The organism is Enterobacter cloacae complex sp. HYC003_NIDB, from assembly GCF_056673375.1.
Window position 1 is genome coordinate 4,469,501 of the sequence record NZ_CP114220.1, and the last position, 13,823, is coordinate 4,483,323.

The window sequence follows — 13,823 nt, forward strand, 5'->3', positions numbered from 1 at the left end:
TCACTATGAAAATTTCACCCTCCCTGATGTGTATGGATCTGCTGAAATTCAAAGAACAGATCGAATTTATTGACCAGCACGCGGACTACTTCCATATCGACATCATGGACGGCCACTTTGTGCCTAATCTGACGCTGTCTCCGTTCTTTGTCGGCCAGGTGAAGAAGCTCGCCACCAAACCACTGGACTGTCACCTGATGGTGACTCGCCCGCAGGACTACATAAGCCAGCTGGCGCAGGCCGGAGCAGACTTCATCACACTGCACCCGGAGACCATCAACGGTCAGGCTTTCCGCCTGATTGAAGAGATCCGTCGTCACGGTATGAAGGTGGGACTCATCCTCAACCCGGAAACCCCGGTTGAGGCAATGAAATACTATATTCATAAGGCGGACAAAATCACCGTGATGACCGTCGATCCAGGCTTTGCCGGGCAGCCGTTCATTCCGGAAATGCTGGAGAAAATTGCCGAGCTGAAAGCCTGGCGCGAACGCGAAGGGCTGAGCTATGAGATTGAGATCGATGGCTCATGCAATCAGGCCACCTATAAAAAACTGATGGCCGCCGGCGCAGATGTCTTTATCGTCGGAACGTCTGGTCTGTTCAACCATGCAGAGAATATCGGGGATGCATGGCAGCTTATGGCCGGGCAGATCCTGTCGGCACGAAACGAGGTTGTTCCTCATGCAAAAACAGCCTGATGTCGTCGCCGGAGTGGATATGGGGGCCACTCATATCCGTTTTTGCCTGCAAACGGCCGACGGTGCGGTGTTGCATTGTGAAAAACAGCGCACCGCGGAGGTTATCCGCTCTGGTGTGGTGTGCGGCGTGACGGAAATGATCACGGCTCAGCTGCGTCATTTACAGGTTCACTGTCGCGGTCTGGTCATGGGCTTTCCGGCACTGGTCGGCAAAGACAAACGCACCATTATTTCGACGCCAAATCTGCCTTTGCAGGCGAATGAGCTCCGCGATCTGGCGGGCAAACTTGAAGATGCGCTAGGCTGCCCGGTCGAATTTTCCCGCGACGTTAACCTTCAGCTTTCGTTTGACGTGGTGCAACACAATCTCCAGCAGCAAGAGGTTCTGGCGGCCTATCTTGGCACCGGCATGGGATTTGCCATCTGGCTAAACGGTGCTCCATGGACGGGCGCGCACGGCGTAGCGGGCGAGCTCGGGCATATTCCACAGGGGGATATGACGCGGCACTGTGGTTGTGGCAACCCGGGATGTCTGGAAACGGTTTGTTCCGGTATCGCATTGAAACAGTGGTACGAACAGCAGCCCCGCGAGTATGCGATGGGAGATATCTTTTCAGCCGTACCCGATGACCCCTTCGTACAGCAACTCCTGAATCATGCAGCCCGCGCCATTGCCACCAGTGTAAATCTGTTCGATCCGGATGCGGTGATCCTCGGTGGCGGCGTAATGGATATGCCTGGCTTTCCGCGCGAAGCGCTGATTGTCGGGATAAAGCAGCATTTGCGCCGCCCGCTGCCGCATGAGTCCGTGAAATTTATCCCTGCCTCGTCGTCGTCTTTTAACGGCGCTCAGGGGGCCGCTACCCTGGCTCGCTGCCGATTCCTGCCATCACCTTGCGCAGCGCCTGCGCCAGCTGTGCGCGGGTGAACGGTTTTCGCAGTAACTGAACGTCCGGCAGCTGCGGGTTATGCGCCGGGCGCAAATCCTGTCCGCTGATCAGCAGCACCGGCAACTGCGGATAGTGGCTGCGTACATGGCCGATCACCTCCGCACCACTCAGGCCGCCCGGCAACATCAGGTCGCTGATAAACATGCCGATATCCGGGGACGCGTCCAGCATGTTCAGCGCCTGCTCGCCGTTTTCGGCTTCAAGCGTCAGGTAGCCAAGCTGGTGCAGTTGCTCGCACAGGGTCTGCCGCATGCCCGCCTCATCTTCCAGGACCAGCACAAGCAGCTCACTCTCTGCCGGGGCCGTGGTCGCCAGCGCGGCATCATCGGAGAACGCGGGCAGCGTCGAGCGCGGCAGCTGGAGCCGCACGGTGGTTCCCTGCCCCGGCGCGCTTTCGATCTCAACGCGCCCCCCGGACTGACGCACAAAGCCGTACACCATCGACAGCCCTAACCCGCTGCCGCTGCCGGTCTGTTTGGTGGTGAAGAACGGTTCAAAGACCTGCGATTTCACCTCCTGCGACATCCCACAGCCGTGGTCAATCACCTCCAGCGCGACCATATCCTGCCTGCGCCCGTCGCTGCGGGTCACACGCTGGTTCCAGGTGCGGATTTTAATCACACCGTTTTGCCCCTCCATTGCATCACGGGCGTTCATTACCAGGTTGATAATGGCGTTTTCCAGCTGGCTGACGTCAATCCATGCGGGCCAGGCGGGGGTTTGCGCTTCAATATCCAGCGTCAGCGTGGCGGGAAGCGAGTGCCGCATCAGCTCGCTCAGGTTCTCCAGCAGCGGCTTCATCTCTACCGCATGGGGTTGCAGGGATTGCTTGCGCGAGAAGGCCAGCAGACGCTGGGTAAGCATGGCCCCGCGTTCCGCGGCTTTGAGCGCACGAGTGATGCGCGGCGCGTCCGGTGACGCTGAATCGGTCAGCTCCAGACTGCCGATAATCACCGCCAGCAGGTTATTAAAATCATGCGCCAGCCCGCCCGTCAGTTGCCCGACCGCCTTCATTTTCTGGCTGTGCAGCAGCGCCTCCTCCAGCCCCTGACGTTCGATGCGGTCGACCTCCATCTGCGAGGTCTTCTCCTTCAGCAGCCGCGTGGTGTGCTCCAGCGAAGCGGTATTGCGGGCAAAAACGTTAAACGCGCGCGCCAGTTCCCCCAGCTCATCACGCCGCTGTAGCGCGGGCACCGACACATCCTGCTCGCCGTGAGCGAGGCGCGACATTGCCCTTGAGATAGCCGTCAGGTTGGAGCCCAGATTGCGGTAAATATACCAGCAGGCGCAGCCGGTGATGATCAGCGCCAGCACCGCGAAGACGCTGATAAACACGCTGATGGAGCGCAGCTCCTGGTGGCTTTGGGCGGTACGCAGCCGGGAGGCCTGCGCCACCTGTTCAACGTACTGATTGATGTCGCGGTTTAATATCGCCACCAGCGCCTTGATGTGGAACATATACCAGCTGATGGACAGATCGCTCTCCTCCAGCTGCTTTGACAGTGGCGCGAGCTTGCGCAGTTCATCATTAAAATCCGGGAGCACCAGGTTGACCACCGGTTGCAGGGCGCTCGCGGGTAACATCGCGGTTACTGCGTCCAGCTGCTGCACCGTGGCGCGCGGTGAAGGGGTATCAATGGCGGCAACGATCAGCCTGTCCATCTCTGCAAGCTGCCGGGCGTCTGGCACATTGCTCGCGTAACGGCGGTTGATATCCTGCAAATGACGCAGATAGCTTTGGCTTTGATACAGCGCGCTGAGCAGCGCGTTACGCTCCAGATGCCGTTTTTGCCCGCGCTCCAGCATTCCCGTCACGCTCTGCTGTAACTCATTGCTCCTGCGAATAATACGCGCCACCAGCGCCGGCTCCTGCTGCGCCAGCGGCGCATCGGCAAGCTGCTCCAGCGAGTGGCGCAGCGCCGTTTGCATCTGCTTCAGCCGCTCGGCTTCGCCTTTGTACTCCAGCGCACCGACTACCTGCGACAGCCGCACCGCCGCCGTCGCCACATTCGCGGTATCACGCGCGAGGTTCATGCTGCCAGTCATATCATCCAGCGTTTGCTGCTGCACCTGCTCCTGGATCTGGCTGGCATGACGAAAGCCGAGCACCGCCACGCCGCTTACCATCAGCGTTACCGCCACCACCAGCAGGTTAAATATCAGCAGGCGACCGCGGGCGCTGGTGAAGAACGGGGGGCGTGAAGACATGGGTTTGGGCTCCTCTGCGGTTTGGTGCCCTCACCCTGGCCCTCTCCCACAGGGAGAGGGAAAAGGAAAATGTGATGGCGATTAGCTATTCATAACTATGACAAATATGAACAGCTTCTGACATTTTGCATTTACGCACCTGTGATGAAGTGCAGATATCGACATTCACAGGAGATCCGCCATGAGCAGAACCCCGGTTTTAGAGATGCGCCACATTGCCAAGACGTTTGGCAATTTCCACGCGCTCAAGGGTGTGGATTTGACGGTTTTCCCCGGAGAGATCCACGCGCTGATGGGGGAAAACGGCGCCGGAAAAAGCACGCTGATGAAGATCCTCGCAGGCGCTTATACCGCCAGCAGCGGCGACATCCTCATCGACGGTCAGCCGTTTCACATCAAAGGTCCGAAGGATGCGCTGGCCGCAGGCATTACCCTGATTTATCAGGAGATGCAGCTTGCTCCTAACCTGACCGTGGCGGAAAACATTTTTCTCGGCAGCGAGCTGACGCGCGGCGGGCTGGTCCAGCGCAAAGAGATGGCAGCCCAGGCGCAGGCGGTCATTGACCGTCTGGGCGCGCAGTTCAGCGCCACCGACCTGGTCATGAAGCTGACCATCGCTGAGCAACAGCAGGTGGAGATCGCCCGCGCGCTGCACCGCAACAGCCGCATTCTGGTGATGGATGAACCCACCGCCGCCCTCTCTTCGCGCGAAACGCACCGCCTGTTTGAACTGATTTTGCGCCTGCGCGATGAAGGGATGGCGATTATCTACATCAGCCACCGCATGGCGGAAGTGTATGAGCTTTCCGATCGCGTCAGCGTCCTGCGCGACGGGCAGTACGTCGGCAGCCTGACGCGCGACAAGCTGAATGCCTCTGAGTTGGTGCGCATGATGGTGGGCCGCCCGCTCAGCGATCTGTTTAACAAAGAGCGCGATATTCCGCTCGGCAGCCCGCGTCTGAACGTGCACCACCTGACAGATGGCAAAAAAGTGCTGCCGTGCAGTTTGCAGGTTCGCTCCGGTGAAATCGTCGGGCTGGCGGGGCTGGTCGGGGCCGGTCGCTCCGAGCTGGCGCAGCTGATCTTCGGCGTGCGCAAAGCCACCGGCGGCATGATCGAGGTCGACGGCGAACCGGTGGTGATCCACTCCCCGCGCGCGGCCATTGAAAACGGCATCGGTTTTCTTACCGAGAACCGCAAGGAGCAGGGGCTGTTTCTGGAGCTGGCGGCGCAGGAGAACATCACCATGGCGACGCTGGAGCGCGACGCCACCTTCGGCTGGCTGAACCGCAAAAAAGCGCAGTCTATTTCCGATGACGCCATCGCCCTGCTCAATATCCGCGTGCCGCATTCTCAGGTGCGCGCGGGCGGGCTCTCCGGCGGCAACCAGCAAAAGCTGCTGATCTCCCGCTGGGTGGCGATTGGCCCGCGCATTCTGATTCTGGACGAACCTACGCGCGGCGTGGACGTCGGCGCGAAAAGCGAGATCTACCGCATCATGAACCAGATGGCGCGCAAAGGGGTGGCGATTCTGATGATCTCCAGCGAGCTGCCGGAAGTGGTGGGCATGAGCGACCGGGTGTACGTGATGCGGGAAGGCAGCATCGCGGGTGAACTCCACGGACGCGACATCTCTCAGGAAAACATTATGACGCTGGCAACCGGCGTGAACGACACACATCATCAGGCGGTGTAATTATGACAACTCCAACCCATCCGCAGCAGGTAGCGAAATCCGCCTCCGCCAAAAAAATGCTGATGAGCGATCTGATGCAAACGATCGGCATTTTGCCAATTTTAATCCTGATTGTGGCGGTATTTGGCTTCATCGCCCCGAACTTTTTCACCGAGAGCAACCTGCTGAATATTACCCGGCAGGCGTCGATCAACATCGTGCTGGCGGCGGGGATGACCTTCATCATCCTGACCGGCGGGATTGACCTCTCTGTGGGCTCGATTCTGGGCACTACGGCGGTAGCGGCGATGGTGGTCTCGCTTATCCCGGAATTTGCGATGCTCTCCATTCCGGCGGCGCTGATGCTCGGTATGGTGCTGGGGCTGTTCAACGGCGCGCTGGTGGCCTTTGCCGGGCTGCCGCCGTTTATCGTCACCCTCGGCACCTATACGGCACTGCGCGGCGCGGCGTATCTGCTGGCGGACGGCACGACGGTCATTAACTCCAACATTAACTTCGAGTGGATCGGCAACAACTACCTCGGCCCGATTCCGTGGCTGGTGGTGATCGCCCTGGCGGTGATTGTGGTGTGCTGGTTTATTCTGCGTCGCACAACCCTCGGCGTTCACATCTATGCGGTCGGCGGCAATATGCAGGCGGCACGCTTAACCGGCATCAAGGTCTGGCTGGTGCTGCTGTTTGTCTACGGCATGAGCGGCCTGCTCTCGGGATTAGGCGGCGTGATGAGCGCCTCGCGCCTCTACAGCGCCAACGGCAACCTCGGCACGGGGTACGAGCTGGATGCGATTGCGGCGGTGATCCTCGGCGGAACCAGCTTCGTCGGCGGGATCGGCACGATCACCGGCACGCTGGTCGGTGCATTGATCATCGCCACCCTCAATAACGGCATGACGCTGATGGGCGTCTCCTACTTCTGGCAGCTGGTGATCAAAGGGGCGGTGATCATCATAGCGGTGCTGATCGACAAATACCGTACCCGACACCATCAAAGTGCATAACAACAATACCCTACGAGAGGAATACAGCATGAGATTGAAGCCCTTAGTGACCGCGCTCTGTGCTGGCGCGCTGCTGGCCGCAACCCCGTTTGCGCAGGCAAAAGATCTGAAGTCCATCGGCGTGACGGTGGGCGACCTGGCTAACCCGTTCTTCGTGCAGATCACCAAAGGCGCCGAGCTGGAAGCGCGCAAGCTGGCGGGGGATAACGTCAAGGTGACGCTGGTCTCCAGCGGGTACGATCTGGGCCAGCAGGTGTCGCAGATCGACAACTTCATTGCCGCGAAAGTGGACATGATCATCCTCAACGCTGCGGATTCCAAAGGGATCGGCCCGGCGGTAAAACGCGCCAAAGAGGCGGGGATCGTGGTCGTGGCGGTTGACGTGGCGGCGGAAGGGGCTGATGCGACCATCACCTCCGATAACACCCAGGCGGGGGAGATGGCCTGTAAGTACATAACCGACCGCCTGAAAGGTCAAGGCAACGTGGTGATCATCAACGGGCCGCCGGTTTCTGCGGTACAAAACCGCGTGGAAGGCTGCCAGACCGAGTTTAAGCGCCACCCGGATATCAAAGTGCTCTCGGATAATCAGAACGCCAAAGGCAGCCGCGAAGGCGGACTGGAGGTCATGACCTCCCTGCTGGCGGCCAATCCGAAGATCGACGGCGTATTCGCAATTAACGATCCGACGGCGATCGGTGCCGATCTGGCGGCGAAACAGGCTCAACGTAATGAGTTCTTTATCGTTGGCGTGGATGGCAGCCCGGACGGTGAAGAAGCTCTGAAGCGCGAAAACTCCCTGTTTGTGGCGACGCCGGCGCAGGATCCGCAGGTGATGGCGGCGAAGGCGGTGGAGATCGGCTATGACATTCTTCAGGGCAAACCTGCGCCGAAAGAGCCTGTGCTGATCCCGGTGACGATGATCGATAAAAAGAACGTCGGCACGTATAAGGGGTGGACGGTTAAGTAACCCCGGTGCGGCCTGATGCCCTCACCCTAACCCTCTCCCCCTCTCCCTTGAGGGAGAGGGCCGGGGTGAGGGGGTGGCATAAAACGCAAGGAGTCCCCATGAAACGCTCCGACATCAATGAAATCCTCGGCCACACGCGGCAGTTCTTCTCCATGCACAACGTGCATCTCCCACCGTTTGCCAGCTTTCCGCCAACAAAATGGCAGCAGCTTGACCAGGCCGCCTGGCAGGAGGTGTTCGACCTCAGGCTCGGCTGGGACGTGACGGCGTTTGGCTGCAACAGCTTTGCCGCACAGGGGCTGACGCTGTTTACCCTGCGCAACGGCTCCCCCAACGGCGTGCCTTATGAGAAGTGCTATGCCGAAAAAATCATGCACGTCCGCGACGGCCAGGTGACGCCGATGCATTTCCACTGGCGCAAGCGGGAGGACATCATCAACCGCGGCGGCGGGAATCTGATTATTGAGTTATGGAATGCGGGGGCGCATGAGGAGACCGAAAACACCGACGTGATCGTCACGATAGACGGCTGTCGGCAGACGCACGCGCCCGGCAGCCAGCTGCGCCTCACGCCTGGGGAAAGCATCTGCCTGACGCCCGGCCTGTACCACAGTTTCTGGGGTGAACGCGGCTTTGGCGACGTGCTGGTGGGCGAAGTGTCGTCGGTCAATGACGATGAACACGACAACCACTTTTTACAGCCCATCGATCGCTACAACACCATCGAAGAAGACGAACCGGCGGTGCTGGTGCTGTGCAACGAGTACAACCTGTTTCGGATATAAGGAGTGAATGATGCCATTGATTTCTCTTGCCGACGGTCTGGCACACGCCAGAGAACACCGCTACGCCCTGGGCGCGTTCAACGTTCTCGACTCCCATTTTCTGCGCGCGCTGTTTGCCGCCGCGAAGCAGGAACGCTCGCCGTTTATCATCAACATCGCCGAAGTGCATTTTAAGTACGTGTCTCTTGAGTCGCTTGTCGAAGCAGTGAAGTTCGAAGCCGCCCGTCACGATATTCCCGTGGTGCTTAACCTCGACCACGGGCTGCATTTTGAGGCCGTCGTGCGCACCCTGCGCTTAGGGTTCAGCTCGGTGATGTTCGACGGCTCGACGCTGAGCTATGAAGAAAATATCCGCCAGACCCGGGAAGTGGTGAAGATGTGCCACGCGGTGGGCGTCTCGGTGGAGGCGGAGCTGGGCGCAGTCGGCGGAGATGAAGGCGGCGCGCTGTATGGGCATGCGGATGAAGCGTTCTTTACCGACCCGCAGCTGGCGCGCGAATTTGTCGATTCAACCGGCATTGACGCGCTGGCGGTCGCCATTGGCAACGCGCACGGGAAATACAAGGGCGAGCCGAAGCTTGATTTCACGCGTCTGGACGCCATTCGCCAGCAGACGGGGCTGCCGCTGGTTTTACACGGCGGCTCGGGAATTAGCGATGCCGACTTCCGCCGCGCTATCGAGCTGGGCATTCATAAAATCAATTTTTATACCGGCATGTCGCAGGCCGCGCTCGCCGCCGTTGAGCAGCGCATGGCGAACCGCCAGCCGCTGTACGATGAGTTTGCCGAACTGCTGCTGGGCATTGAAGAGGCCATTACCGATACGGTCGCGGAGCAGATGCGCATCTTCGGCAGCGCGGGGCAGGCATAATGGAACGCAAAGGGATTATCGCCGCAGGCAACATGCTGGTGGATCACGTCCACCAGATCGTACAGTGGCCGGAGCGCGGCTGGCTGGCGGAAATCACCCACAGCGAACGCTCAACCGGCGGTGCGCCGCTCAACGTTCTGCTGACGCTGGCGAAAATGCACGTCGGCCTGCCGTTACAGGCGGTGGGGCTGATTGGGGAAGACAGCGACGGAGACTATATTCTGGCGATGCTCGACCAGTATCACGTCAATCGCCAGCGCGTGCAGCGCACGACGTTCGCCCCAACGTCGATGTCGCAGGTGATGACCGACCCCAGCGGACAGCGCACCTTTTTTCACTCGCCGGGCGCCAACCGCCTGCTGGATCTTCCCGCCTTCGATCGTTTAGACGGATCGCTGAAGATCTTCCATCTCGGCTATCTGCTGCTGCTCGACAGCCTGGACATGCCGGACGAGGAGTTTGGCACCCGCAGCGCGCGGTTACTGGCACAGATGCGCGATCAGGGGTATGAAACCTCGCTCGATCTGGTCTCCCGCAAGGGCGATCCGCGCTATCAGCCGCTGGTGCTCCCTGCCCTGCGTCATCTTGATTATCTGGTGATTAACGAGCTGGAAGCCGGTGAGTTTAGCGGGCTTGAGATCCGCGACGGTCATGGTGCGCTGAACATGGTCCATATCGCCGACGCTGCCGCACAGTTGCTGGCGGCAGGCGTGCGGCAGCGGGTAGTGATCCACTGTCCGGAAGGGGCATGGGGTGAAGCGCCGGGTGAAAAAGGGCAATGGGTTCCTTCGTGGAAGCTGACGCAGGACGAGATTATCGGCAGCGTCGGTGCGGGCGACGCGTTTTGCGCAGGCTTTTTATACGGTTGCCATGAATCGCTGTCGCTTACCGAGAGTATTTATCTGGCGCACGCCTGCGCGCGGGCCAGCCTGCTGGCGGCCGATGCGATTGACGGCGCGAAAACGCTGGCCGAGCTTCAGGCGTTTATTCAGGAGAACGGTCAGGCGGCTTTCTCATGATGGGAAACGTCCGTGGCAAAAACATAGCCCAGACCGCGAATGGTTTTGATCAGCAAAGGCTGGTGCGGATTGACCTCAATTTTTCGCCGTAGCCGCATGATCAACACGTCGATAGTGCGGTCAAAGACCTCGGCGCTTTCGCTGTGGGTCAGCTCCAGCAGCTGTTCACGACTCAGTACCCGGCGGGCGTTTTGCGTTAATGCCAGCAGCAGGCCGTATTCGCCCTGGGTTAACGGCACGGTATTACGCTGCGGATCGCTCAGCTCGCAGCGGGTGGTGTCCAGCGTCCAGCCGTTAAAGGTAATACCTTCAACGCGCGGCGCGGCAGGCTCCGCGTCCAGCGCGCCGGTTCGACGCAGCACCGCCTTAACGCGGGCGACCACCACGCGCGGATTGAACGGTTTTCCGATGTAATCATCGGCGCCCATTTCCAGCCCGACGACCACATCTGATTCACTTCCCAGCCCCGTCAGCATCACCACCGGTAGCGATGGTCGCTGCTTTTGCAGTTGCAGCAAAACCTGTAATCCGTTGATATCCGGCAGCATCATGTCCAGCAGAACCAGCGCAATGCCGGGATCCTGCTGGACACGGTTCACCGCGTCCTGACCGGTGTGACACGTCAGCACGGTAAAGACGTGCTCGCTGAGCACATCCTGTAGCAGTTCGCAGACTGCGACATCATCATCAACCACCAGAATCGCCGGTTTCATCGCATGCTTCCGTCAGGGAATTATGTTAAGTCTGAACCATTCTGCCGCCGGCTCCAGCCGAATTGTTTTTTACGTGACGGAATTTCAATCCATGTCACATCCCCTGCCCTTTCGACACGTCAATTTTGACGATTGGCTGTTTTTCGTCAGGGTTTTGCCCCGCAAAGGGCCGTAAAGTCAGGAAATACCCATAGTAAAAACATGGCATAGAAGCTGCATATTGGGCAGGTAAGAACTGTTTAACTGGAGCAAAGTGATGAAAAAAGTCGTCACGGTTTGCCCTTATTGTGCCTCAGGTTGCAAGATCCACCTGGTGGTCGATAACGGCAAAATCGTCCGGGCGGAAGCGGCGCAGGGTAAAACCAATCAGGGCACGCTGTGCCTGAAAGGGTACTACGGCTGGGATTTTATTAACGATACCCAAATCCTCACGCCGCGCCTGAAAACCCCTATGATCCGCCGCGAGCGCGGCGGCAAGCTGGAAGCCGTCTCCTGGAATGAAGCGCTGGATTACGTCGCCACGCGCCTCAGCGCCATCAAGGCCAAGTATGGCCCGGATGCGATTCAGACCACCGGCTCCTCACGCGGAACCGGAAATGAAACCAACTATGTGATGCAAAAATTCGCGCGCGCCGTTATTGGTACCAATAACGTCGACTGCTGCGCTCGCGTCTGACACGGCCCATCGGTTGCAGGTCTGCACCAGTCGGTCGGTAACGGCGCAATGAGTAATGCCATCAATGAGATAGATAACACCGATCTGGTGTTCATCTTCGGCTATAACCCGGCGGATTCTCACCCTATCGTCGCGAATCACGTTATTCGCGCCAAACAGAACGGGGCGAAAATCATCGTCTGCGATCCGCGTAAAATTGAAACCGCGCGCATTGCGGATATGCACATCGCACTGAAAAACGGCTCGAACATCGCGCTGTTGAATGCGATGGGGCACGTCATTATTGAGGAGAACCTCTACGACCAGGCGTTTGTCGCGAGCCGTACGGAAGGGTTTGAAGAGTATCGCAAGATTGTCGAAGGCTATACGCCGGAGTCAGTAGAGGCGATAACCGGCGTCAGCACGCAGGAGATCCGCCAGGCGGCGCGGATGTACGCCGGAGCGAAAACCGCCGCCATCCTGTGGGGCATGGGCGTGACCCAGTTCTACCAGGGTGTGGAAACCGTGCGCTCGCTCACCAGCCTCGCCATGCTGACCGGCAATCTGGGTAAAGCGCATGTGGGCGTGAACCCGGTGCGTGGTCAGAATAACGTGCAGGGTGCGTGTGATATGGGCGCGCTGCCGGACACCTATCCGGGCTACCAGTACGTGAAGTTCCCGGAAAACCGCGAGAAGTTTGCGAAGGCCTGGGGCGTGGAAAGTCTGCCGGCACACACCGGATACCGCATCAGCGAGCTGCCGCACCGCGCGGCTCACGGTGAAGTACGTGCGGCCTACATCATGGGTGAAGATCCGCTCCAGACCGACGCCGAACTTTCCGCAGTGCGCAAAGGCTTTGAGGATCTGGAGCTGGTGATTGTCCAGGATATCTTTATGACCAAAACCGCGGCGGCGGCGGATGTGATTCTGCCGTCGACCTCCTGGGGCGAGCATGAAGGTGTCTATACGGCGGCAGACCGCGGCTTCCAGCGCTTCTTCAAGGCCGTCGAGCCGAAGTGGGATCTGAAAACAGACTGGCAAATCATCAGCGAAATCGCCACCCGCATGGGCTACCCGATGCACTACAACAACACCCAGGAGATCTGGGACGAGTTGCGGCATCTGTGTCCGGACTTTTATGGGGCAACCTATGAAAAAATGGGTGAGCTGGGCTACATCCAGTGGCCGTGCCGGGATGAGTCAGAATCCGATCAGGGGACGTCATACCTCTTTAAAGAGAAGTTCGACACCCCGAACGGGCTGGCGCAGTTCTTCACCTGCGACTGGGTCGCGCCGATCGATAAGCTCACCGACGAGTATCCGATGGTGCTCTCCACCGTGCGTGAAGTGGGCCACTACTCCTGCCGCTCCATGACCGGCAACTGCGCCGCGCTGGCGGCGCTGGCGGATGAACCGGGCTACGCGCAGATCAACACCGCCGATGCCGAACGGCTCGGTATTGAAGATGAAGCGCTGGTGTGGGTGAACTCGCGTAAGGGCCGCATCATTACCCGCGCGCAGGTCAGCGACCGTCCGAACAAAGGGGCAGTCTATATGACCTACCAGTGGTGGATTGGCGCCTGTAACGAGCTGGTGACGGAGAACTTAAGCCCGATAACCAAAACGCCGGAGTATAAATACTGCGCCGTAAACGTGGAGCCAATAGCGGATCAACACGCTGCGGAACAGTATGTGATCGACGAATATAACAAGCTGAAAGCCCGCCTGCGCGAAAGCGCAATGGGATGAAGCCGTTAATTAATCGCTGACTAAATGGGGTGAGATATTCACCCCATTATTATTTCTGGCATCGCTATTAATTACATCTATATATATTTCTGAAGATGTCTCGCAGAAAAAATGTAATTTGCGCGAAAATTAATTACATCTTTGCATTTTAATTCAGAGGGATAAGATATGCGGCGGGTGCTTAAGACTTTCTGTCTTGAGCATTGTTGAGGGACAGAAAGTGGAAAGCCCCGGGAAATTTGCATTTACCCGAGGCTACCCCTCAACCCCCAACAGGTTGAGAGTAGCCTCTTATTCTTTTTTTCACAAGGAGTAAAAGGCATGACGCCATTAAAAACTGCGTTAGGCATCGTCTTTATTATTTGCCTGACGATAGTGATCTTTACCTTTATTACTCGCGGTAACTTATGTGAGTTTTCAATAAAGAGTGAACATCAGGAGGTGGCGGCGAAATTAGCCTGTAACGCAGGCTAACCTCTTCGGGCGGAACGCGTGTTCCGCCCGGCTT

12 protein-coding genes are annotated in these 13,823 nt (G+C 58.6%); 10 read left to right on the forward strand and 2 right to left on the reverse strand.

The window, feature by feature from the left end:
• Positions 1-5: 5 nt before the first annotated feature.
• Positions 6-701, forward strand: a complete 696-nt coding sequence (alsE, locus tag O1722_RS21430; protein ID WP_015570210.1) for a D-allulose 6-phosphate 3-epimerase — start codon at positions 6-8, stop codon at positions 699-701.
• Positions 685-1,629, forward strand: coding sequence for an allose kinase (alsK, locus tag O1722_RS21435; protein WP_026094412.1), 945 nt, complete (start codon positions 685-687; stop codon positions 1,627-1,629). The genes alsE and alsK overlap by 17 nt, the downstream gene beginning before the upstream one ends.
• On the opposite strand, the gene O1722_RS21440 is transcribed toward alsK, so the two are convergent.
• Complete coding sequence (locus tag O1722_RS21440; protein ID WP_058686548.1) at positions 1,562-3,859, reverse strand: hybrid sensor histidine kinase/response regulator; 2,298 nt, start codon at positions 3,857-3,859, stop codon at positions 1,562-1,564. The genes alsK and O1722_RS21440 overlap by 68 nt on opposite strands.
• Before the next feature lie 181 nt (positions 3,860-4,040).
• Between O1722_RS21440 and O1722_RS21445 the strand changes: the two genes are divergently transcribed.
• The 6 genes from O1722_RS21445 to O1722_RS21470 all read left to right on the forward strand — a co-directional run bounded on the left by O1722_RS21445 (position 4,041) and on the right by O1722_RS21470 (position 10,198).
• Complete coding sequence (locus tag O1722_RS21445; protein ID WP_058686547.1) at positions 4,041-5,555, forward strand: sugar ABC transporter ATP-binding protein; 1,515 nt, start codon at positions 4,041-4,043, stop codon at positions 5,553-5,555.
• A 2-nt stretch (positions 5,556-5,557) separates the two neighbouring features.
• Entirely contained in the window at positions 5,558-6,553 is a 996-nt protein-coding gene (locus tag O1722_RS21450; protein ID WP_003860239.1) for an ABC transporter permease subunit, read from the forward strand.
• A 28-nt stretch (positions 6,554-6,581) separates the two neighbouring features.
• Complete coding sequence (locus tag O1722_RS21455; RefSeq protein WP_058686546.1) at positions 6,582-7,523, forward strand: ABC transporter substrate-binding protein; 942 nt, start codon at positions 6,582-6,584, stop codon at positions 7,521-7,523.
• A gap of 98 nt (positions 7,524-7,621) precedes the next feature.
• A complete protein-coding gene (locus tag O1722_RS21460) occupies positions 7,622-8,308 on the forward strand; it encodes a D-lyxose/D-mannose isomerase (RefSeq protein ID WP_058686545.1) in 687 nt (228 codons plus the stop codon).
• A gap of 10 nt (positions 8,309-8,318) precedes the next feature.
• Entirely contained in the window at positions 8,319-9,179 is an 861-nt protein-coding gene (locus O1722_RS21465; RefSeq protein ID WP_058686544.1) for a ketose 1,6-bisphosphate aldolase, read from the forward strand.
• The gene (locus tag O1722_RS21470; RefSeq protein ID WP_058686543.1) at positions 9,179-10,198 is read left to right on the forward strand and encodes a carbohydrate kinase family protein; all 1,020 of its coding nucleotides are present in this window, start codon (positions 9,179-9,181) and stop codon (positions 10,196-10,198) included. Before O1722_RS21465 ends, O1722_RS21470 begins: the two co-directional genes overlap by 1 nt.
• On the opposite strand, the gene O1722_RS21475 is transcribed toward O1722_RS21470, so the two are convergent.
• A complete protein-coding gene (locus O1722_RS21475; RefSeq protein ID WP_015570202.1) occupies positions 10,180-10,911 on the reverse strand; it encodes a response regulator in 732 nt (243 codons plus the stop codon). The genes O1722_RS21470 and O1722_RS21475 overlap by 19 nt on opposite strands.
• Positions 10,912-11,167: 256 nt before the next feature.
• On the opposite strand from O1722_RS21475, the gene fdhF reads away from it, so the two are divergent.
• Positions 11,168-13,315: a formate dehydrogenase subunit alpha gene (gene fdhF, locus O1722_RS21480; protein WP_080398135.1), complete on the forward strand. Its 2,148-nt coding sequence runs from the start codon at positions 11,168-11,170 to the stop codon at positions 13,313-13,315.
• A 321-nt stretch (positions 13,316-13,636) separates the two neighbouring features.
• Positions 13,637-13,789: a Hok/Gef family protein gene (locus O1722_RS21485; RefSeq protein WP_022646767.1), complete on the forward strand. Its 153-nt coding sequence runs from the start codon at positions 13,637-13,639 to the stop codon at positions 13,787-13,789.
• Positions 13,790-13,823: the final 34 nt, after the last annotated feature.

Excerpts from the sequence above, each read along its gene's own strand:
- alsE (WP_015570210.1), top strand. The coding sequence starts at position 6 with ATGAAAATTTCACCCTCCCTGATGTGTATGGATCTGCTGAAATTCAAA.
- alsK (WP_026094412.1), top strand. The coding sequence starts at position 685 with ATGCAAAAACAGCCTGATGTCGTCGCCGGAGTGGATATGGGGGCCACT.
- O1722_RS21440 (WP_058686548.1), bottom strand. The coding sequence starts at position 3,859 with ATGTCTTCACGCCCCCCGTTCTTCACCAGCGCCCGCGGTCGCCTGCTG.
- O1722_RS21445 (WP_058686547.1), top strand. The coding sequence starts at position 4,041 with ATGAGCAGAACCCCGGTTTTAGAGATGCGCCACATTGCCAAGACGTTT.
- O1722_RS21450 (WP_003860239.1), top strand. The coding sequence starts at position 5,558 with ATGACAACTCCAACCCATCCGCAGCAGGTAGCGAAATCCGCCTCCGCC.
- O1722_RS21455 (WP_058686546.1), top strand. The coding sequence starts at position 6,582 with ATGAGATTGAAGCCCTTAGTGACCGCGCTCTGTGCTGGCGCGCTGCTG.
- O1722_RS21460 (WP_058686545.1), top strand. The coding sequence starts at position 7,622 with ATGAAACGCTCCGACATCAATGAAATCCTCGGCCACACGCGGCAGTTC.
- O1722_RS21465 (WP_058686544.1), top strand. The coding sequence starts at position 8,319 with ATGCCATTGATTTCTCTTGCCGACGGTCTGGCACACGCCAGAGAACAC.
- O1722_RS21470 (WP_058686543.1), top strand. The coding sequence starts at position 9,179 with ATGGAACGCAAAGGGATTATCGCCGCAGGCAACATGCTGGTGGATCAC.
- O1722_RS21475 (WP_015570202.1), bottom strand. The coding sequence starts at position 10,911 with ATGAAACCGGCGATTCTGGTGGTTGATGATGATGTCGCAGTCTGCGAA.
- O1722_RS21485 (WP_022646767.1), top strand. The coding sequence starts at position 13,637 with ATGACGCCATTAAAAACTGCGTTAGGCATCGTCTTTATTATTTGCCTG.